Genomic DNA, 18,973 nt, shown 5'->3' on the forward strand with positions numbered 1-18,973 from the left:
TTCGCGACGCACGGCATGCTACGGCATGCTTCGCACCTGAACCTGCCCCGCCGCCCCGCTCTTCGCTGCCCTCCGGCCGCTGCATCGCCCTCGATGCGGCGGCCGCTTCGTTTCATCGCGTCGAACGACGCGCGGCTTACCGCGCCGCCGACGACGGCAGCTGCGCGCCTGTCTGCCGGCGCCGGTACGCGCTGTCGCGCGTCGCGAGCCAGTAGTACAGCGGCGAAGTCAGCACCAGCCCGACAACCCATGACAGGTCCGCACCGCCGAGATGCGCGGGAATCGGGCCCGCATACATCGGCGTGTTCATGAACGGAACCTGCACGACGATCCCGATCGCATACGCGAGCAGTGCCTGCGGATTGAAGCGGCCGTACACGCCGCCGTCCGCCATGAAGATCGACTGGATGTCGTACTTGCCCTTGTGGATCACGTAGAAGTCGATCAGGTTGATTGCCGTCCACGGCACCAGCACGACGAGCAGCGCGAGCACGAGATCGACGAGATTGCCGACGAAGTTCGTCGACGCGCCGATCGCCGCATAGCAGCACGCGACGAAGATCACCACCGACACCACCGCGCGCGTCTTCGCGGTCGGAATCCACTTGTACGCGAAGGTCTGCACCGACGTGATCACCGCGAGCACCGCGCCGTACAGGTTCAGCGCGTTGTGGCTGATCACGCTCAACAGGAACAGCACCAGCATCAGCGGGCCGAGCGGGCCGGTTGCCTGCTTGACCGCATCCATCGTGTCCGCGCCGGCCGGCACCGCGAGCACCGCCACCGCGCCGAAGATGAACGCGAGCGTCGACCCGATCGTGCAGCCGAGATAGGTCGCCCAGAACGTCGATGCGACGCCGACGTCTTCCGGCAGATAGCGCGAATAGTCCGATACATACGGTGCGAACGCGATCTGCCACAGCGCGGAAAGCGACACCGTCGCGAGCCAGCCCGCGAAGTCGAAGCCGCCACGCGTGAGGAAATCGGCGGTGCTCACGTGCGACAGGATCATCCAGAAGCCGACGAGGATGCCGATGCCGAGCACCCACGTGCCGATCCGGTTCAGGATGTGGATGAACCGGTAGCCGACGATCCCGATCAGCCCCGAGCCCACCGCGCCGATCACGATGCCCACCGGCACCGGCACCGACGACGCGATGCCGTGCACCGACTTGCCGGCCAGCACGATGTTCGACGCGAAGAAGCCCACGTACATCACCGCCGCGATGAGCGTGACCAGCAGCGCGCCCCACGAGCCGAACTGCGCGCGGCTCTGGATCATCTGCGGGATGCCCATCTGCGGGCCCTGCGCCGAATGCAGCGCCATCAGCACGCCACCGACCGCCTGGCCGACGACGATAGCGACGATGCCCCACATCAGATTCAGGTGAAAGATCTGCACGCCGAGCGCGCCGGTCACGATCGGCAGCGGCGCGATGTTGCCGCCGAACCAGAGCGTGAACAGGTCGCGCACCTTGCCGTGGCGGTCTGCGGGCGGCACGTAGCCGATCGTGTGTTTCTCTATCATGGGGGACGCGTTGCGATCCGCGGTCGTCATGGCGATGTCTCCTGTCGTGCGCGGCGAGGCGCGCTTGCCTTCTGAACCGGCGCGCGGCGATGCGCGCCTGCAATCGGGTCCGGATGCGCGGGCGACGGTCCGCCGCGTGCACGCGCGGCGATGTCGATCGAAGCGCCGACACGCGTCGTGTGCGGGACGGATGAACTGCCCCGCCGGCACGTGCGCGCTTTTGACGCGATCCGGATTGCAGACGATGGTGCGCCACGCACGTGGCGACCGGAAAATACTAAAAATATTTCCGAGACATACGAAAAAGCTCTGCAGCGGAAATGTCGGCGCGGCGCGTCTTCGGGTAAGGTGCTACGCAACACAATGGACAGATTGCGCTCCGCGGCGGCATGCAGCGGGGCCGGTATCAGAGGTGCTCGTGGCTCACTACACTTTGCGGCAACTGAAGTATTTCGTGACGACGGTGGAATCGGGCAGCGTCGCCGAAGCGTCGCGCCAGCTGTTCATCGCGCAGCCGTCGATTTCCAGCGCGATCAAGGGGCTCGAGGAGAGCTTCGGCGTGAAGCTGTTCATCCGCCATCACGCGCAGGGCGTGTCGCTCACGCCGAGCGGCACGCGTTTCTACCGCAAGGCGCAGGAGCTGCTGCGCATCGCGCACGAGTTCGAACAGAACGCGCTCGCCGACAACGACGTGATCACCGGGCAGATCGACATCGGTTGCTTCGAGACCGTCGCACCGCTTTACCTGCCGCAGTTGATCGCGGGTTTTCGCGAGCGTTACCCGGGCGTCAACATCCGGCTGCGCGACGGCGATCAGCAGGAGCTCGTGCAGGGCCTGACGGCAGGCACGTTCGATCTTGCGTTCATGTACGACCACGACCTCGACGGCACCATCGAGACGGAACCGCTGATGCCCGCGCAGCAGCCATACGTGCTGCTGCCGGATAACCACCGCTTCGCGGGCCAGACGCACGTATCGCTGCGCGAGCTCAGCGTCGAGCCGATGATCCTGCTCGACGTGCTGCCGAGCCGCACGTACTTCGTCAGCCTGTTTCATGAGCTCGGATTGACGCCGAACATCGTGTTCGCGTCGCCGTCGATCGAGATGGTGCGCGGAATGGTCGGCCAGGGGTTCGGCTTCTCGCTGCTCGTCACGCGGCCGCATTCCGAATACACGTACGACGGCCGGCGCGTCGTGACGCTAGGCCTCAGCGAAACGGTGAGCCCGTCAGGGCTCGTCAGCGCACGGCTGAAGCGCGGCCAGCTCACGAAGCAGGCGCAGTCGTTCGTCGAATTCTGCCGCGAGCGGCTCGCGCAGATCGTCGCGGAATCGGCGCAATAGAACGGGGAAACCGCACGCGCCGCGCAGCGGCAGCGTGCGGTTTTTCATGCCCGACGCGAGCTGATCCGCCGGATCAGCCCGCCGCGGCGAGATACGCCGCGAGCCTGCCCAGCATCGCATCGCACCCGTGCAGCTGTTCGACCGTGACGAATTCGTCGGGCTTGTGCCCCTGATCCATGCTGCCCGGCCCGCATACCACGGTCGGAATGCCGGCCTGTCCGAACAACCCGCCCTCGGTGCCGAACGCGACCGTGCCGAATGCGTCGGAGCCGCTCAGCATCGCGAGCAGCCGCGCGGCTTCGCTGTCCGGCGACGTCGCGAGCCCCGGATACGCGCCGAGCGGCTGCAGCCGAATGTCGGTGTCGGGCTGCACCGCACGCATCTTCGGCAACAGTTCGGATTCCGCATAGTCCTGCAGCTTGCGCGGTACGTCGTTCGCATCGAAGGCCGGCAGCGCGCGCACCTCGAAATCGAACTCGCATTCGGCCGGCACGATGTTCAGCGCCCGGCCGCCTCTGATCAGCCCGGTCTGCACGGTCGAGAACGGCGGATCGAAACGACTGTCGTGATGCTCGGGCCGCGCGAGCGCCGCACCGATTTCGCCCAGGCGACCGATCAGCTTCGCCGCATAGTCGATCGCGTTGACGCCGAGCGGCGCGTACGCGGAATGACACGCGGCACCCTTCACGTGACAGCGCATCGCGAGCTTGCCCTTGTGCCCGAGCACCGGCTTCAGCCCGGTCGGCTCGCCGATCAGGCACAGCCGCGGCCGGTGTTCGCGCGCGGCCAGCGCGTCGAGCATCGGCCGCACGCCGAGGCAACCGACTTCTTCGTCATAGGAAAACGCGAGATGCACCGGCACGCGCAACGGCCGCGCCACGAACGCCGGCACGGCCGCCAGCACCGACGCGATGAAGCCCTTCATGTCGGCCGTGCCGCGCCCGTACAACCGGCCGTCGCGCTCGGTCAGCCGGAACGGCTCGACCGTCCACGCCTGCCCGTCGACCGGCACCACGTCGGTATGGCCCGACAGCACGATGCCGCCGCGATCGCGTGGCCCGATCGTCGCATACAGGCTGGCCTTCGTTCCCTCCGCGTTGTAGAACAGCTCGCTCGCGATGCCGAACCCGTCGAGATAGTCGCGAATGAACCCGATCAACGCGAGGTTCGAATCGCGGCTGACCGTCGCGAAGCCGATCAAGCGCTCGAGCAGCGCGCGGCTCGATGTGTCATTCATCGCCAGGCACCCCGTAGCTCGGCGCCGCGGTCGGATTCAGCGCGCGCGTCTGGTAATCCTGCATCTGCGGGCGATAGGCCTGCCACAGTGCATCCAGTTGCCCGATCGGATCGGCGTCTGCCCAGTCGACGCGCAGATCGACGATCGGCCAGGTCACGTCGCCGGCCACCTTCAGCGCGGCCGAATGTACCGGCCCGGCCTCGCCGCCTGCCGCGATCGCCGCATGCATCGCGGCCAGCAGGCGATCGGCGAGCAGACCGTGCGACTGCTCGAACGCGCGCGCCATCGCATCGATCACGGCCGGCGCCGCCAGCAGATTGCCGGCCGCCACGCATTGCTCGCCCTGCACCGCGTGATGCGTGCCGAGCGCTTCCTTGCCGGTAAAGCTTGCGGTTTGCCCCTGCCCGTCGATCACCGTGACCTGCCGGTACTGGCTCCAGCCGTTCGCGCTGAGCGCGCGATCGAGCGCGGCGGCCGGCGCGAGCTGCTCGTGCTCGATGAGATCGAGGATCTGCGGGCCGAGCGCCGGCAGCGTGATGTTCTGCGTCGCGACCGCACCGACGCCCGCACGCACCCACGGGCAGCGCGCGCCCACCGCGATGCTCGACGAACTGATCGCGATTCCGAGCTGGCCCGTCTCCGGGCAGCGCCCGACGATGGAGAAAGTCATGTCGCCTCCTATGCGCGGTTCGGCTGCCAGTTGTCCGGGATCACCGCGATCACGTCGATCTCCATCAACCACTGCGGCTGGCCGAGCGCCGAGACGACGAGCCCCGTCGAGATCGGATAGACGCCCTTCAGCCATTTGCCGACTTCCTGGTACACCGGTTCGCGATAGCGCGGATCGATCAGATAGGTCGTCGTCTTCACGATATGCGTGATGTCGCTGCCGGCTTCCTCGAGCAGCTGCTTCACGTTCTTCATCGCCTGCTCGGCCTGTGCGCGCGGGTCGCCCAGGCCAATCAGGTTGCCGTCGAAATCGGTGCCGACCTGGCCGCGCACGTAGACGGTATTGCCGGCCCGCACGGCCTGGCACAGGTCGTTGTCGAGCGTCTGGTTCGGGTAGGTATCCTTCGTGTTGAACATGCGGATACGAGTGTGGGTAGGCTGGCTCATCGAGGTCCTTCGAATGTCGGTGGGTTCGCCCGCCGCGCCGGAAGCGGTCGCGGCGCGGTGGGGTTCGGGTTGGCGCGGCGGCACGTGCGGGTTTCGTGCGGAGCGCGCGCCGCGGCTTGAATGTAGATCAGCCGGGTCAGCCGACCGCGTCGACGAGCGGGCGCGCATCGGCCTGCGCATCGTGCTGCGTGTCGCAGCGCGCGTTCCGTGTTTGCGCGCGGCGCTGCGACGCGTCGTGATAGTCGAGGTACTTGCGCTGCGTGACGATGTGATCGGCGATGTGTTTCGCGTCGTGCCACACGCCCCAGATGAAGCTGGAGCCGCGTCGCGACAGCCACGGCAACCCGAGGAAATAGATGCCCGGCTCCTTCGACACGCCACGCTGATGCTGCGGCTTGCCGTTCGCGGCGAATGCGTCGACGTTCAGCCAGCCGTAGTCGACCGCATAGCCCGTCGCCCATACGATCGACGTGACGCCGGCGCCGGCGAGGTCGAGCGCGAGGATCGGCTCGGCGACGCACCGCGGGTTCGGCAGAATGCGGCGCGCTTCCGGTTCTTCGGGGAGGTCGAGACCGTTGCGCGCCGCGTACGCGTCGGCCGCGTCGAGCAGCGCCAGGTAGTTCTCGTCGCCACGCGCGAGATTGATCGCGAGGTCGGGTTCGAATACCGCGACACCGCCGTCGAACGACTTCGTCAGCCCGACGAGCGTCACGCCCTGGTGCGCGAGCGCGCGGAAGTCGACCGTATGACCGCCACGCGCGCCGCTCACCGCGATCGTCACGTGTTCGCGGCCGGGTGTCGCGACTTCCTTGTCCCATTCGCCGAGCACGCCGAGCCACCAGCAGAAGTCGCGGCCGCGATACGCGCGCGGCGGGCGGTCATGCGGGCCGACCGACAGATAGACCTGCCGGCCCGCGCGCTGCAGCTCGTCGGCGATCTGCACGCCCGACGAGCCGGCGCCGACCACCAGCACCGCGCCATCCGGCAATTGCGCCGGGTTGCGATAGTCGGCGGAGTGGATCTGCACGAGGTTTGCGCCGGCCGGTGCGATCGGCGGGATGACCGGGCGCTGGAACGGCCCCGTCGCGACAACCACGCGGTTCGCTTCGATCGTGCCGTCCGAGGTTTCGACGACGAAGCCCGGCTTGCCCGTGTTGCGCACGACGTTCTTCACTTCGACCCCGGTGCGAATCGGCGCGGCGAACTTGCGCGCATACGCTTCGAAGTAGTCGGCGACCTGGTCTTTCGTTGCGAACGCATCGGGATCGAGGCCGTCGAATTCGAGGCCCGGAAAGCGGTCGTGCCACGCGGGGCCGTTCGCGACCAGCGAATCCCAGCGCCCGGTGCGCCAGCGTTCGGCGATGCGGTCGCGCTCGAGCACGAGATGGGGCACGCCGAGCTTGCCCAGATGCTCGCTCATGGCGACGCCGGCTTGGCCCGCGCCGACGACCAGCGTATCGATTGAGGTTGTTTCCACTGCCACGGCTGTCTCCTTGAAGTGCGGCTCGCTGCGAGGCTCGAGTGTTCGTGTCGTCGCGCGAGTGGGAATGGAGACATTCTGCTGACAGGCCGGCGTGGGCGAAATGATGTTTTTTGTCGTTGTTGACGAGAAAAAAGCTGGAGGTCTCCGGGCTGGGGTAAAGCGTTGCTCTTTCAGTGGATCGTTGAACGTGCGCTGCCAGCGAGCGTCGCCCGCGTCGGGTAGCGGCATGACGGCTGCCTGACTCACCTCGTCCTTTCGACTGTCATCTCCGGTGCGTCACACGACGGCACCGCGATACGTCTACCGCGCCATCGCTTTGCGTCGAGGCGCTTGTGCGTGCAACCTTGTGGCTACGCAGACATTACAGGTTCCGACACCAGGCCGGCACCGGCTGTGAAGGGAAGCTGCCGCGTGGTTGAAATAGCGAACGAAGAGTCTGCCGCTCCGCATGGGAACGAATCGTGCTCGTCCATGCTCAGGACTTTAATGGAGGACAACTCAATGAAGCCCATGACACCCGCAATACGTCGAGGTCTGACGACATTGGTGGCCGGCAGCGCACTGGCGGCGGCTAGCGCCGTGTTTGCGCAAGTGTACGCGCCGCAACCCAGGTACGAAGAGCGCGCGCCGGCGCCGGATGTGTCGGTCACGGTCGGCATGCACGGCGATCGCTACTGGGACGGACATCGTTATTGGGAACACGACGCGTGGAGGCATCGTCATCCGCGTGACCGCGATCCGTGGCGCGAGCATGAACACGAGCGCGAGCACGAACATAGCGAATAGTGACAACCCGCCTCCCGACATTCGGGAAGCACTCCTGCTCAAAAAAATTGGCGTACTTTCGCACTACCCGGCCTGATTCTTCGGACCATTTCAAACTGGGGGGATGGCCTCGTTGCTTCGGTTGAAAAAATACCGACGCATGGACTGGACGGGCATCCAGCCTCTGGATGCCCGTCCTGAGGAGGCGCACGAGTGGGCCTGCGACCCAATGTTTCGAAAAAAGCCATTCGAGCCAGCAGCGCCCGTTCATACAGAGCGCTTCCCCGTTCCGCCGCCATGCCCCCACAATTTTTGACTGTGCCGGCCCCGCCAACCTGATAGGATGCCTGTCGCCTCGGCATCGACCGCTGGCAATGGACCTTCGATCGTCCCCCTTTTTTGGTGCCCCGCCCGCCGGCCGCAGCTGCCGCACCGGAGCGATACGGCGCGCCGAACGGCACCCAAGCCCCGTAAAACCGCAACACCCGGGCGCCCCGCACCGCGGCCCCGTTGCAGCAACCGTTGGAGTGGCGCACGTTGCGCCAGCAAGCATGAAGAATCTGAAGCAGCACATCCTCACCCTGCGCGACAAAGACCGTACGCCCGTGGTAAGAGCCTGCGCGCTGCTGTTGATGGCCGCCCTGCTGTATCTGCTGTGGCCGTCCGCCGAAGTCGCGCGCCTCGCGCTGGAATCGGTCGTGCGCTGACGCATGCCGCGCCCCGCGCTGCGCTATACTCGCGCAATGGAAACCAAACCTGCCTCGCCGAACGTGCATCGCTGGTGGCGCGCCTGACCCAGGCGGCCCGTTTCCTTTTGCATGTCCCAAACGTGATGCCGCCAGCCATGGCGGCATTTGCGTTTCTGCGCTGAAATCATGGCTGGCGGCTTCGATAACCCGGAGCCCATCGCTACCATGACGCACCCGACCCGACCGACCATCCTCACCGGCGACCGCACCACCGGCCCGCTGCATCTCGGCCACTACATCGGCTCGCTGCGCGCGCGCGTGCAGATGCAGCACGAGGCGACGCAGTTCCTGCTGCTCGCCGACACACAGGCGCTGACCGACAACATGGGTCGCCGCCAGCGCGTCACCGAGAACGTGATCGAGGTCGCGCTCGACTATCTGGCCGTCGGCATCGACCCGGCGATCTCGACGATCGTCGTCCAGTCGCAGGTGCCCGAGCTGGCCGAGCTATCGCAATACCTGCTGAACCTCGTCACGGTCGCGCGCCTCGAGCGCAATCCGACCATCAAGGAGGAGATCCGCCTGCGCGGCTTCGAGCGTGATATCCCGGCCGGCTTCCTGACCTACCCGGTGAGCCAGGCCGCCGACATCACCGCATTCAAGGCGACGCACGTGCCGGTCGGCGACGATCAGTTGCCGATGATCGAGCAGACCAACGAACTCGTGCGCCGCTTCAACGCGACGGTCGACAAACCGGTGCTGGTCGAATGCGAGGCCGTGCTGTCGGCGGTCACGCGGCTGCCCGGCATCGACGGCAAGGCGAAGATGAGCAAGTCGCTCGGCAACGCGATCACGCTCGGCTCGACGCCCGACGAGATCGCGCAGGCCGTGAAGGATATGTACACGGACCCGAACCATCTGCGCGTCAGCGATCCCGGTCAGGTCGAAGGCAACGTGGTGTTCACGTTCCTCGATGCGTTCGAGCCCGACGTGCAGAAGGTCGACGAACTGAAGGCGCACTATCGCCGCGGCGGCCTCGGCGACAGCGTCGTGAAGCGCGTGCTCAACGAGCGGCTGCAGGCGCTGATCGAGCCGATCCGCGCGCGGCGCCGCGAATTCGAAGCGGACAAGGCGGAAGTGATGGCGATCCTGAAGCGCGGCACCCTGCATGCGCGCGAGGTGGCCGGCGCGACGCTGGCGGAGGTGAAGGGGGCGATGGGGCTCACGTATTTCGATTGAGCGCCAGCACAGCACACGCGACCGGGCGACGATGCGCGGCGTCATGTCCGAGCCGCGCTCGCGCCTACTCTGACCTGACCGGAACAGCCCCAGACCGCGAACTCAACCGGCCAGGATCCCCGAGCCTGGGCAACCAGGCGAATGCGATGGCCATCAGCGCCGATCCGGCGACGAGCATCGGGACGACCATAGGCCACGCACCAAGCCGGTAATGCGGATCGACGAAGGCCGATGCGGTCTGTCCCACACAGAAAGCGGCGCACATCATGATGAAGCCGGACCACGACACCGCACGTCCCGCCAGGTGCGGGAGTCCCCCCACCGCACCGGCCTGTCCGCACGGCTGGTGGATGCCGTGTCCCAGGCAATAAACCCCGTGTCCCAGCAGCAGCGGCCACGCGCTGCCGGGCAGCAGCCAGCAGCCGAGCCCCTGAATGACCGCCCCTGAAAGGCTCAGCACGGCGCCCTGGCGCACGGTTCGCAACACGCCTTGGCGATACAGCAGACGCCTGCAACCCATTGTGCTCAGCATGTAGACGAGCGAGCCGCCAGCGGGTATCCAGCCATATAGCTCGGGCGACAGGCCAAGGTACCCGATATAGACCATCGGTGAAAGCAACAGGAAGCAGAACATGCCGCAGTAGGTGACGGCAGCCAGCAGCGCCCACGCGCGGAATTCTGGACTACGGAAGATCTCGCGGACGCCACCGGTCGGTGTCTGCTTCCCGTCCGTGCGCTGAGCGGTTTCCTCGAAGCCCCGCCAGCACGCCACGCACAGCACGAGCGCGTACAGGCTCATGACCGCGAGCACCCAGCGCCAGCCGACATGCTGCGCAATATAGGCGCCGAGAATCGGCGCGGTCAGTGCCGTCGCACCCAGCCCCGTGAGGCCGCGAGCCATCACATGTGGCCCTTCGCTGGCGGGATAAAGGTCGCGCACGGCCGCGCGCGCACACACGAGAATGGCGGCCATCGCCAGCCCCTGGAACGCGCGCGCCACCGTCAGCATCGACGCAGTCGGCGCAAGCGCACCGGCCAGCGCCGCGATGGTGTAGCCCGCGAGACCCGCCAGCAGCACCGGCCGACGCCCATAGCGGTCGGCCAGGCTACCCATCGGCAACTGCCCCATGCCGAACACGAGCGCGAACACCGTGAGGCTGGTGCTGGCTGAACCGAGTGCCTTCGCGATCGCAGGCAGCGCCGGCAGATAACTGTCGGTCGCGACTGGCTGCGCAGCCAGCAGAAACGGAAGGAGTAGTGCAAAACTCAGCGGGCCGCGGCGGCTCATGCAGGTATGTCCTGAAGCAGATCCTTCACGCGGCCAGCCATCGCGACGATGTCGTAAAAACCGCGGCCGGCACGCGAAGCATTCGAAACAACAGTATCAACGCGACTCAGTACGCAATGGTCGACGTGCGTCGCAGTTCTTCGGCAGTCGCAGTGCCGAAACCGAAGAACTCCAGATAGGCCGGAATCATTTCGAACAGCATGTCGGTGCCCACCTGCACTTCGCAGCCCTTCTCACGTGCTGCATGCAGGAACGGCGTGTACTCCGATTTCATCACCACCTCGCCCACGAAGCAGCCAGGCGCGATGCGCGCAACATCGAAAGGCAACGGATCATCCGCGTTCATGCCTAGCGGTGTCGCATTCACCACGACGTCGAAGCCATCCGGATCGTTCGAGCCGGTGCTGACCTTCAGAGCCGGATAGTGCTCGCGCAGCCGCTGCGCGAGTCCGTCGGCCGACCCGGGCCGCGTATCGTAAAGCGCGAGTTCGCCGACGCCCGCCGCCGCCAGCGACGCGGCAATTGCCGAACCGACGCCGCCCGCGCCCGACATCAGCACGCGCGCCCCCTCCAGCCGCCGGCCTTTGCGCAACACACCGCGCACGAAACCCGCGCCGTCGAACTGGTCGCCGAGCAACGTGCCATCCGGACGCCTGAGCACTGCGTTGCACGCGCCGGCGATGCGCACAGCGGGTGTGACTTCATCGACGAGGCCGACCGTCGTGACCTTGTGCGGCATCGTGATGAGCGCGCCGCGCAGGTTCGTGAAGCGGAAGATCGACTTGAAGCTCTGCTCGTAGTCTTCCGCCTTGACGCCCATCGGCACGACCACCGCATCGATGCCCTTCTGATCGAACCAGGGGTTGTAGATCATCGGCGACTTGAAGCTCTCGGTCGGATAGCCGATGTGCGCAATCAGGGTGGTCTTTCCGGAAATCATGGCTGGTATTTGCTCTCTCAGGCGACAGTCAGGCGCGCGCGGTAAAGGCCAGTGCGCGCAGGCGGTCGTACTCGGCCTTGTCCACCGCATGCGCATCGGACTGGCCCAGTTCGCTCATATGGACCCGATACGTCTCGCGGGCGCTGAGCGCGGCCAGCGCGGCGATCACCGTGACGCCGAATGCGAGCGCGCCGACGGTGAGCCAGATGTTGGCGGATCCAGGCGGCGCGACGGCCGTGAAGAGCGCCGGCAGCATCGCCGTGATGGCCGTGCCGACGTTCTGCGCGATCGCCATTGCAGAAACACGCGAGCGCGTCGGGAACAGTTCGGGGTAGAAGCTCGGGAACACCGCGTTGTAACCCTGATAGACGACGCCCCACATCAGCAGCGACATCACGAAAGCGAACGGAACATTATGGATGCTGATCGCGTACAGATAAGCGAACGCGAGCAGGCCCGACAGCAACGCCCCGACGATGATCGGCGGCTTGCGGCCGATCTTGTCGGACAGGTTGCCGACATACGGAATCACCAGCACCGCGACGATGTTGCCCACGACAGGAATCCACAGATAGACGTCCTTGGCGAACCCGATGCCGTAGGCCGGCTGCACTGCGTATGCCGCGCCGAAGATGGTCGCCACCACCGGAATCACGTTCATCAGCGCCATGCATACCACGCGCAGCATGTTCGCCCAGCTGTACTTGAAGGCGTCGACCACTGGCGAGCGAGGAATTGCCCGTTGCCCTTCTTCTTTGAAGGCGGGCGTCTCGTCGACCTTGCGCCGAATGATATAGCCCGCGATGATCACCACGAAGCTGAGCAGGAAAGGAATGCGCCAGCCCCAGACGTTGAACTGCTCGGCGGGCATGTAGTGCGCGAGCGGCAGGAATACGGCTGCCGCCAGGATCTGCCCCGCCTGCACGCCTTGCAGCGTGAAGCTGGAGTAGAAGCCACGACGGCCGAAGGGCGCGTGCTCCAGGATCATCGAGCTGGCGCCGGAGATCTCGCCGGCCACGGCGAAGCCCTGAAGCAGACGCAGGATCACCAGCAGTACGGGCGCGAGCAGGCCGACCTGTTCGTAAGTCGGCAGCAGGCCGACGGCGATCGTCGAAAAACCCATGAGGAACATGCACGAGAGCAGCACTTTCTTGCGCCCGTGCGTATCGCCGAGGTGCCCGAGTACGAAGGCGCCGATCGGCCGCGCGACATAACCGACACCGTAGGTCGCGAGTGAAGCGACGATGGCGGTCGTCGCGTTGCCCTTTGGAAAAAAGATCTGCGGAAAGATGAGCGCAGACGCCGTGGCGTAGATGAAGAAATCGTAGTATTCGAGCGCCGAGCCGATCCAGCCGCTCGCTGCGGCTTTCTTCGACTGATGCCGGCCTTGAGGCTCGTGGATCGTGTCTGCCTTCATGGATGTCTCCGGATTATGTGGTCGGGCGACTGAACGGTGCCGCCTGATGGATCGCAGAGTAGTCCCATGCAACGACGTGACACAATGGCGACACGCCCGTGAGCGTTCGATCATCGCGCATGTGCGTGCGATTATCGAACGTTTTGAGGGTTTCTCCGGGCGCTGGCATGGGTCGGCGTCGTTGAGTGATGGGGGTCCCGGGCGGCTCGTAGTCAGAGACGCTTCATGGTGTATGGACGCGGTCAGCGTTCATGCTCTCCAGCGTTTGATCACGAACCTTGTGCGCTCCGAACAGCTGAAAATTCCTGCGCGCGGAGCGAGACGCCGCACCGGCCGACGTCGCTGGGCTCGTCTCGATCAATAAAACACTGCGTCAGGAAGTCGAAGTCGCAACGCTGCAGGCGGCAGCCTGTGGAAAGGTCGTCGTTCTTCGCCCTTGGACCGGCGTTTAACGCGGAGGCTGGGGAGCCACAAACTGTTTGTTGTGGAAGTGAAGTGCCACCGGATTGAATCCCGGCCCGGGGAAAGGCGGCTGATCGCTGAGACGCATAAGTCGAATCCTGATCTGTCGGTCAGGCGTCAGATCAGGCCTGATATTGCCTCGCCGTCACTTCATCACGGGGCGACTGCCGACCCGAAGTGGACGTACGCGCTTCCCTAAAGCGGCTACTCCTCTGAGTTCATGATGCTACGTCGGCATACCCGTCAAGTTTTCCACCCTGGCCGGTTTCCAGAACAGAAAGTAAGCAGCGGAAACAAAGTAGAACAGTAGCCAGTGGCCCGATAATCCTCTCAATTCGTTGGCCTTGAATGCGGTGAATTCGGACGGTGCCAATTCTCGAATAAGTTTGCCGTGGTTCAAGAGGACGTATCTACCATCCTGCACCGCAGGATTTCCGCCTTCGGTATGCAACATGAAAAGAAAAAAATTCGTGATCGCGTAGATGAAAAGCATCGTGCCCACTACGGCGACCCAGTTCGGCAAACCTTTCCTAAGGCGCCAGAGTGTGCGTTCGCGTCCCAACTCCTTCCGGGATACAAGCACAAAAGGCATAAAGACAATAAAGATGCCGATATGGAGCAGCCAGATGTCTGGAACACGCGCCGCGAGGTTCACGCCCATTAGCGCCGTTACATGGACAAGAAGTGAAATCACAAAGCCAACCAAGGCAACGGTGCCCAAGATATGTCGCGTTGTTTGATTCATTAGAGATGGAAGCACTTCGCTGGCGAGTCTTGTTTCGTGAGATGCGTCGAAACATCACCTTGTTGGAGCGGATTGTCGACGATTTGCGCGCCCATGTCGACCGACCGCTTCTGGCCGAATACTGCCCAATTAGCCGTCAATTCATGAAGCAGTCGATCGAAGAATCTTGCCCGAAGATGGCACCAAAACTCACGGGCGCATCCCGAACACGCCGTGCCACAGAGCGCTGAAAAAGTCCGTATGCGCGTGTTCGTCACTCCTTCGCGCGTCGCTCTTTGGCGCCTGCGCCGATGCCGCCTGTGTCGCCCTCTCGTCGCTTTGCGGCATCTGCTCATCACGCTGCCCGTCCCGCGATGCAGCCGGCTGGCGCGACGCATGCAGCTCGACCACGCTGCCGGAAATGCGCTCTGCGAGTTGAACATCGCAATCACGGCCGAGCAGAACACCGAACACGACGTCGCGGTTGTGCCCTTGCTCGGCGAAGCGCATTGCCAATGCCACGAACCGCGCATATTCCGCTTCGCGCTCCGCCTTCAAGCGCTCCTCTTCTTCGCGAAGCTGTGCTTGACGGAGCATTTCCTCTGCGTAAGCGGTGTCATACACGCGGCGCAGCTTCGGGTCCGAGAGAATCGCGTATGCCTCCTTGATCTCCTGAAATCGCGCATGCGCGTCCGCTTCGCACCCGACGTTGCGGTCGGGATGCGCTTTCATCGCTGCCTTTCGGTAGCCGCGCTTGATTTCCTCGTCGGTGGCGTTCTCGCGCACACCGAGCAATTCATACATTGTCGTCATCGTGCGTCGGGATGAAAGTCGTATCGCGTTGATCGTAGCATGTCGCCGCAGCGCCAATCCGTCGGGTTGAGGATTCATCAGGGTCTGAACACCCCGGTGCTGGAGATGCGCGTGTCGTCGCCTCCGGAAAATGCAAGCCGCCGTGCGAGCCGCGGCCCCTACGTGATCTGATAAGTCGACACCGGCAGGAACTCCTCCGGCAGCGGCCGATCGCCAAGTTCCAGCACCGACCGTTCGATCGTGCGCGACATCGCATCGAGCGCGAGCGCATTCGGTGCAAGACCGAACGGCTCGGCCACTTCGTTCGCGATCGCCTCGAGCGCGATCAGCGTGTAGGAAATGAACACGCAGATCAGCGGCGTGAAGAATTCCGTCGAATCGACGAGACCGAACGGCAGCAGCACACAATACGCATACACGGTGCGATGCAGCAGCACGCTGTACGAGAACGGGATCGGCGTCGACAGGATGCGCTCGCAGCCACCGACCGACTTGCCGAGCTCGTCGAGTTGCGTCTCGAACATCCAGCAGGTCGTATCACCGCCGGGCGCGCGTCCCAGCGCAGGGACGATGCCGCCGCGCAGTTCGTCGAGGATCGCGACCGGCTTGTAGCATTTGCCGCCGAGCGCGGCCGTGCGCTCCGCCCCGAGAATGCGCAGCAGATCTTCGGTCGGATCGGTATGGCGCAGCTGGTGCTTTAGTGCATACGCGAGCGCGATCAGCAGATCGGCGAGCCGGTTGCGCTCGGCATCGCTCACACCATCCGGCAGGTAGCGATGCAGTTGCGACGTCACGGCGCGTGCGGCAATCAGCAGGCTACCCCACAGATGCCGCGCTTCCTTGAAGCGCTCGAAGCTCGCGTTGTTGCGAAACCCGAGGAAGATCGCGAGCGCCAGCCCGAACAGCGTGAACGGCGCGGTGTTCAGCGGAATCTTCTCGCCGAAGATGCGTCCGTTCGTAAAGACCGCCAGCGTGCTGACGACCGCCATGAACGTGAGTTGCGGAATGATCGATTGCAGCACGGAGCCGTTCCATACGAACAGCATCCTGAGCCAGTTTTGTCGTGGTCTGACGATCATGATGTTTTCTCGACTACCAAAGGAATGCGCAACCCGTTGCGCCCGCACCCGATGCGCAGCGGCCCGCGCGTGGCGGGCCGCTTTCCGTCGGGTGCCGTGCCGGGCGCCGCGCTACGCGTGATGATACGCGCCCGCTGCGCCCCGCCACCTCGCGCAACGCTCAGTGATAGCCGGCGTCGCCCTCGCGCACCTTGCCGCGGAACACGCGATACTGCATCGCGTTGTACACGAGGATGACCGGCAGCACGATCACGGTGCCGACGAGCGCGAACAACTGGCTCGAATGGCTTGACGACGCATCCCAGATCGTCAGCGACGGTGGCACGATGTTCGGCCAGATGCTGATCACGAGCCCGGTGTAGCCGAGGAACACGAGCGCGAGCGTCAGCAGGAACGGCGTGGCCTCGTGCTGGCGCTTCACCGTGCGGAAGATGCCCCACACGCATGCGACGACGAGGATCGGCACCGGCAGGAACCAGCCGAGGTTGCCGCTGCCGAACCAGCGATGCGCGACGGCCGGCAGCCCGATCACGGTCCACAGGCTGACCACGCCCATCACGGCGAGCAGCACGCCCGTGAGCGGCTTCATCAGCACGCGCATCTTGCGTTGCAGCTCGCCGTCGACCTTCAGGATCAGCCAGCCGCAGCCGAGCGTCGCATAGGTGACGAGCACGCCGATTCCGCAGAACAGGCTGAACGGCGACAGCCAGTCGAACGGCCCGCCCGCGAACTGGTTGTTCACGATATGGATGCCTTGCAGCAGCGAGCCGAGCGTGATTCCCTGGCAAAACGCCGCAAGCGCGGAGCCGCCGATGAACGCGAGATCCCACAGATGCTGCGTGCGGTTGGCCTTCGCGCGCAACTCGAACGCGGCACCGCGGAAGATCAGCCCGACCACCATCAGGATCAGCGGCAGATAGTTGGCCGGCAGCAGCGTCGAGTAGACAACCGGAAACGCGCCGTACAGCCCCGCACCGCCGAGCACGAGAAAGGTCTCGTTGCCGTCCCACACCGGCGCGACGGTGTTCAGCATGACGTCGCGTTCGGCCTTCGCGTCGAAGAACGGAAACAGCAGGCCGATGCCGAGATCGAAGCCGTCCAGCATCACGTAGATGAACACGCCGAGGCCGATGATCGCGGCCCACACGACAGGAAGATCGATGTGCATGGCTTACTCCGCTTCGGTGACGTTCAGCGGCGTGGACAGCGCGCTCTTGCGCAGCCCCGGATGCCGGTGCAGTTCGATATAGCCGGCATGCGCGGCCGGCCCGCGCTTCATCAGTTTCAGCATGTAATAGACACCCGTTCCGAACACGAGGAAATACACGACGACGAAGATCAGCAGCGACACGCCGACCTGCTGCGCACTGACCGGCGCGACGGAATCGACGGTGCGCAGCACGCCGTACACGGTCCACGGCTGGCGGCCGACTTCGGTCGTGATCCACCCGGCCAGCAGCGCGACGATGCCCGACGGCCCCATGCATACGACGAACCACTGGAACCAGCGCGCTTCGTACAGGCGTCCGCCCTTTCGCAGCAGCAGGCCGAGCAACGCGGTGAGCAGCATCAGCATCCCGAGGCCGGCCATGATCCGGAAGGTCCAGAACACGATCGGCGAATACGGGCGGTCCTGCGGCGGGAATTCCTTCAGGCCGCGAATCTCGCCGCTCCAGCTGTGCGTGAGGATCAGGCTGCCGAGATGAGGCACCTGGATCGCATAGCGCGTCGTCTCGGCCTGCATGTCGGGCAGGCCGACGAGGTTCAGCGCTGTGCCACCCTTCTCTGTGTCCCACAGCCCCTCGATCGCCGCGATCTTCGCCGGCTGGTATTCGCGCGTGTTCAGCCCGTGCGCATCGCCGACGACGATCTGGATCGGCGCGAGCAGCAACAGCATCCACAACGCCATCGAGAAGCTGCGCTTCACCGGTTCGTCGCGGCGCCCGTTCAGCAGGTGCCACGCGCCGCACGCGGCGACGATGAAGCCCGCGACGATGAACGCGGCGATCGTCATGTGCACGAGTCGATACGGGAACGACGGGTTGAAGATGATCTTGAACCAGTCGACCGGCACAACGAGCCCGTTCTCGATCCGGTAGCCCTGCGGCGTCTGCATGAAGCTGTTCGACGCGAGGATCCAGAACGTCGAGATCAGCGTGCCGACCGCGACCATCAGCGTCGCGAAGAAGTGCGCGCGCGGGCTCACGCGCTGCCAGCCGAACAGCATCACGCCGAGAAAGCCGGCCTCGAGGAAGAAAGCCGTCAGGACCTCGTACGTCAGCAGCGGGCCCGTGATGTTGCCCGCGACGCGCGAGAAACCTGCCCAGTTCGTGCCGAACTCGTAGGCCATCACGACGCCGGAGACGACGCCCATCCCGAAGCCGATCGCGAAGATCTTCGACCAGAACTGGAACATGGATTTATAGGCTGCGTCGCCGGTGACGAGATAACGCCACTCCAGCACCGCCAGGAAGCTCGCCATGCCGATGCTGATCGCCGGAAACACGATGTGAAACGACACCGTGAACGCGAACTGCAATCGGGCGAGATGGAACGCATCGAAGATTTCCATGACCGTAATTTGCTCGTGGTTGTGAGGACGTCGGCTCGAAGCGGGAAATCGCGCGACGGCTTCGCGACGGCACGTGCAAACATGGACGGATCGCACGGCGCACGGCAACGAAGCGTGAATGACGATATCGCGTTTCCGACGATACCCGCAATCGCGCAAACGTGCGCTGAAACTGTGCTTTCCCGGGGGCCGAAGATGTGTGTACGGAAAACCCGTTTCGTGCTCGCGAGGCCGCCAGCTGTACTGCTTTCCGCGCGGCAACGCTGTGTATCCGCCGAG

The 18,973-nt window shown here is 64.7% G+C and carries 17 protein-coding genes; 4 read left to right on the plus strand and 13 right to left on the minus strand.

What is annotated here, in order from left to right; all coding sequences use genetic code 11:
* Nucleotides 1–136 precede the first annotated feature (136 nt).
* A complete protein-coding gene (locus C7H84_RS27840; protein WP_121861786.1) occupies nucleotides 137–1,558 on the minus strand; it encodes a cytosine permease in 1,422 nt (473 codons plus the stop codon).
* Between the two features lie 388 nt (nucleotides 1,559–1,946).
* On the opposite strand from C7H84_RS27840, the gene C7H84_RS27845 reads away from it, so the two are divergent.
* The gene (locus tag C7H84_RS27845; RefSeq protein ID WP_121861855.1) at nucleotides 1,947–2,870 is read left to right on the plus strand and encodes a LysR substrate-binding domain-containing protein; all 924 of its coding nucleotides are present in this window, start codon (nucleotides 1,947–1,949) and stop codon (nucleotides 2,868–2,870) included.
* Nucleotides 2,871–2,943: 73 nt separating this feature from the next.
* On the opposite strand, the gene argE is transcribed toward C7H84_RS27845, so the two are convergent.
* The 4 genes from argE to C7H84_RS27865 form a co-directional block, all read right to left on the minus strand.
* A complete protein-coding gene (argE, locus tag C7H84_RS27850) occupies nucleotides 2,944–4,107 on the minus strand; it encodes an acetylornithine deacetylase (RefSeq protein WP_121861787.1) in 1,164 nt (387 codons plus the stop codon).
* Nucleotides 4,100–4,777: a DUF1028 domain-containing protein gene (locus tag C7H84_RS27855; protein WP_121861788.1), complete on the minus strand. Its 678-nt coding sequence runs from the start codon at nucleotides 4,775–4,777 to the stop codon at nucleotides 4,100–4,102. Before C7H84_RS27855 ends, argE begins: the two co-directional genes overlap by 8 nt.
* Nucleotides 4,778–4,785: 8 nt before the next feature.
* Nucleotides 4,786–5,223 (minus strand): RidA family protein, encoded by a 438-nt coding sequence (locus C7H84_RS27860; RefSeq protein WP_012337533.1) that lies wholly within the window; start codon nucleotides 5,221–5,223, stop codon nucleotides 4,786–4,788.
* A 136-nt stretch (nucleotides 5,224–5,359) separates the two neighbouring features.
* Nucleotides 5,360–6,706, minus strand: coding sequence for an NAD(P)/FAD-dependent oxidoreductase (locus C7H84_RS27865; RefSeq protein ID WP_121861789.1), 1,347 nt, complete (start codon nucleotides 6,704–6,706; stop codon nucleotides 5,360–5,362).
* 501 nt (nucleotides 6,707–7,207) lie between these two features.
* Between C7H84_RS27865 and C7H84_RS27870 the strand changes: the two genes are divergently transcribed.
* The 3 genes from C7H84_RS27870 to trpS all read left to right on the plus strand — a co-directional run bounded on the left by C7H84_RS27870 (nucleotide 7,208) and on the right by trpS (nucleotide 9,399).
* Nucleotides 7,208–7,492 (plus strand): hypothetical protein, encoded by a 285-nt coding sequence (locus C7H84_RS27870; RefSeq protein ID WP_121861856.1) that lies wholly within the window; start codon nucleotides 7,208–7,210, stop codon nucleotides 7,490–7,492.
* Between the two features lie 530 nt (nucleotides 7,493–8,022).
* A complete protein-coding gene (locus tag C7H84_RS36575; protein ID WP_162999379.1) occupies nucleotides 8,023–8,178 on the plus strand; it encodes a hypothetical protein in 156 nt (51 codons plus the stop codon).
* A 207-nt stretch (nucleotides 8,179–8,385) separates the two neighbouring features.
* Nucleotides 8,386–9,399: a tryptophan--tRNA ligase gene (gene trpS, locus C7H84_RS27875; protein ID WP_121861790.1), complete on the plus strand. Its 1,014-nt coding sequence runs from the start codon at nucleotides 8,386–8,388 to the stop codon at nucleotides 9,397–9,399.
* A gap of 64 nt (nucleotides 9,400–9,463) precedes the next feature.
* Here trpS and C7H84_RS27880 read toward each other — a convergent pair whose 3' ends face one another.
* From C7H84_RS27880 to C7H84_RS27920, 8 genes are all read right to left on the minus strand, one after another.
* A complete protein-coding gene (locus C7H84_RS27880; RefSeq protein WP_121861791.1) occupies nucleotides 9,464–10,687 on the minus strand; it encodes a multidrug effflux MFS transporter in 1,224 nt (407 codons plus the stop codon).
* Nucleotides 10,688–10,793: 106 nt separating this feature from the next.
* Nucleotides 10,794–11,627 carry a ThiF family adenylyltransferase gene (locus C7H84_RS27885; protein WP_121861792.1) on the minus strand — a complete coding sequence of 278 codons (834 nt, stop codon included), beginning with the start codon at nucleotides 11,625–11,627 and terminating at the stop codon, nucleotides 10,794–10,796.
* 28 nt (nucleotides 11,628–11,655) lie between these two features.
* On the minus strand, nucleotides 11,656–13,044 hold the full coding sequence (locus tag C7H84_RS27890) for an MFS transporter (protein WP_121861793.1): 1,389 nt from the start codon (nucleotides 13,042–13,044) through the stop codon (nucleotides 11,656–11,658).
* Between the two features lie 688 nt (nucleotides 13,045–13,732).
* Nucleotides 13,733–14,227, minus strand: coding sequence for a hypothetical protein (locus tag C7H84_RS27900; RefSeq protein WP_162999380.1), 495 nt, complete (start codon nucleotides 14,225–14,227; stop codon nucleotides 13,733–13,735).
* A 213-nt stretch (nucleotides 14,228–14,440) separates the two neighbouring features.
* The gene (locus C7H84_RS27905; protein WP_121861795.1) at nucleotides 14,441–15,043 is read right to left on the minus strand and encodes a DnaJ domain-containing protein; all 603 of its coding nucleotides are present in this window, start codon (nucleotides 15,041–15,043) and stop codon (nucleotides 14,441–14,443) included.
* A 158-nt stretch (nucleotides 15,044–15,201) separates the two neighbouring features.
* The gene (locus C7H84_RS27910; RefSeq protein WP_121861796.1) at nucleotides 15,202–16,122 is read right to left on the minus strand and encodes a bestrophin family ion channel; all 921 of its coding nucleotides are present in this window, start codon (nucleotides 16,120–16,122) and stop codon (nucleotides 15,202–15,204) included.
* A gap of 160 nt (nucleotides 16,123–16,282) precedes the next feature.
* Complete coding sequence (gene cydB / locus C7H84_RS27915) at nucleotides 16,283–17,290, minus strand: cytochrome d ubiquinol oxidase subunit II (RefSeq protein ID WP_121861797.1); 1,008 nt, start codon at nucleotides 17,288–17,290, stop codon at nucleotides 16,283–16,285.
* A 3-nt stretch (nucleotides 17,291–17,293) separates the two neighbouring features.
* The gene (locus C7H84_RS27920) at nucleotides 17,294–18,694 is read right to left on the minus strand and encodes a cytochrome ubiquinol oxidase subunit I (RefSeq protein ID WP_121861798.1); all 1,401 of its coding nucleotides are present in this window, start codon (nucleotides 18,692–18,694) and stop codon (nucleotides 17,294–17,296) included.
* Between the last annotated feature and the right edge of the window lie 279 nt (nucleotides 18,695–18,973).

It is taken from the genome of Burkholderia sp. Nafp2/4-1b (assembly GCF_003635165.1).
In the GTDB taxonomy this organism is placed as follows: domain Bacteria; phylum Pseudomonadota; class Gammaproteobacteria; order Burkholderiales; family Burkholderiaceae; genus Burkholderia.

Coding starts and splice junctions, on each gene's coding strand:
- C7H84_RS27855 (WP_121861788.1), bottom strand. CDS start 4,777: ATGACTTTCTCCATCGTCGGGCGCTGCCCGGAGACGGGCCAGCTCGGA.
- argE (WP_121861787.1), bottom strand. CDS start 4,107: ATGAATGACACATCGAGCCGCGCGCTGCTCGAGCGCTTGATCGGCTTC.
- C7H84_RS27920 (WP_121861798.1), bottom strand. CDS start 18,694: ATGGAAATCTTCGATGCGTTCCATCTCGCCCGATTGCAGTTCGCGTTC.
- C7H84_RS27905 (WP_121861795.1), bottom strand. CDS start 15,043: ATGACGACAATGTATGAATTGCTCGGTGTGCGCGAGAACGCCACCGAC.
- C7H84_RS27890 (WP_121861793.1), bottom strand. CDS start 13,044: ATGAAGGCAGACACGATCCACGAGCCTCAAGGCCGGCATCAGTCGAAG.
- cydB (WP_121861797.1), bottom strand. CDS start 17,290: ATGCACATCGATCTTCCTGTCGTGTGGGCCGCGATCATCGGCCTCGGC.
- C7H84_RS27870 (WP_121861856.1), top strand. CDS start 7,208: ATGAAGCCCATGACACCCGCAATACGTCGAGGTCTGACGACATTGGTG.
- C7H84_RS27880 (WP_121861791.1), bottom strand. CDS start 10,687: ATGAGCCGCCGCGGCCCGCTGAGTTTTGCACTACTCCTTCCGTTTCTG.
- C7H84_RS27910 (WP_121861796.1), bottom strand. CDS start 16,122: ATGATCGTCAGACCACGACAAAACTGGCTCAGGATGCTGTTCGTATGG.
- C7H84_RS27840 (WP_121861786.1), bottom strand. CDS start 1,558: ATGACGACCGCGGATCGCAACGCGTCCCCCATGATAGAGAAACACACG.
- C7H84_RS27860 (WP_012337533.1), bottom strand. CDS start 5,223: ATGAGCCAGCCTACCCACACTCGTATCCGCATGTTCAACACGAAGGAT.
- C7H84_RS36575 (WP_162999379.1), top strand. CDS start 8,023: ATGAAGAATCTGAAGCAGCACATCCTCACCCTGCGCGACAAAGACCGT.
- trpS (WP_121861790.1), top strand. CDS start 8,386: ATGACGCACCCGACCCGACCGACCATCCTCACCGGCGACCGCACCACC.
- C7H84_RS27885 (WP_121861792.1), bottom strand. CDS start 11,627: ATGATTTCCGGAAAGACCACCCTGATTGCGCACATCGGCTATCCGACC.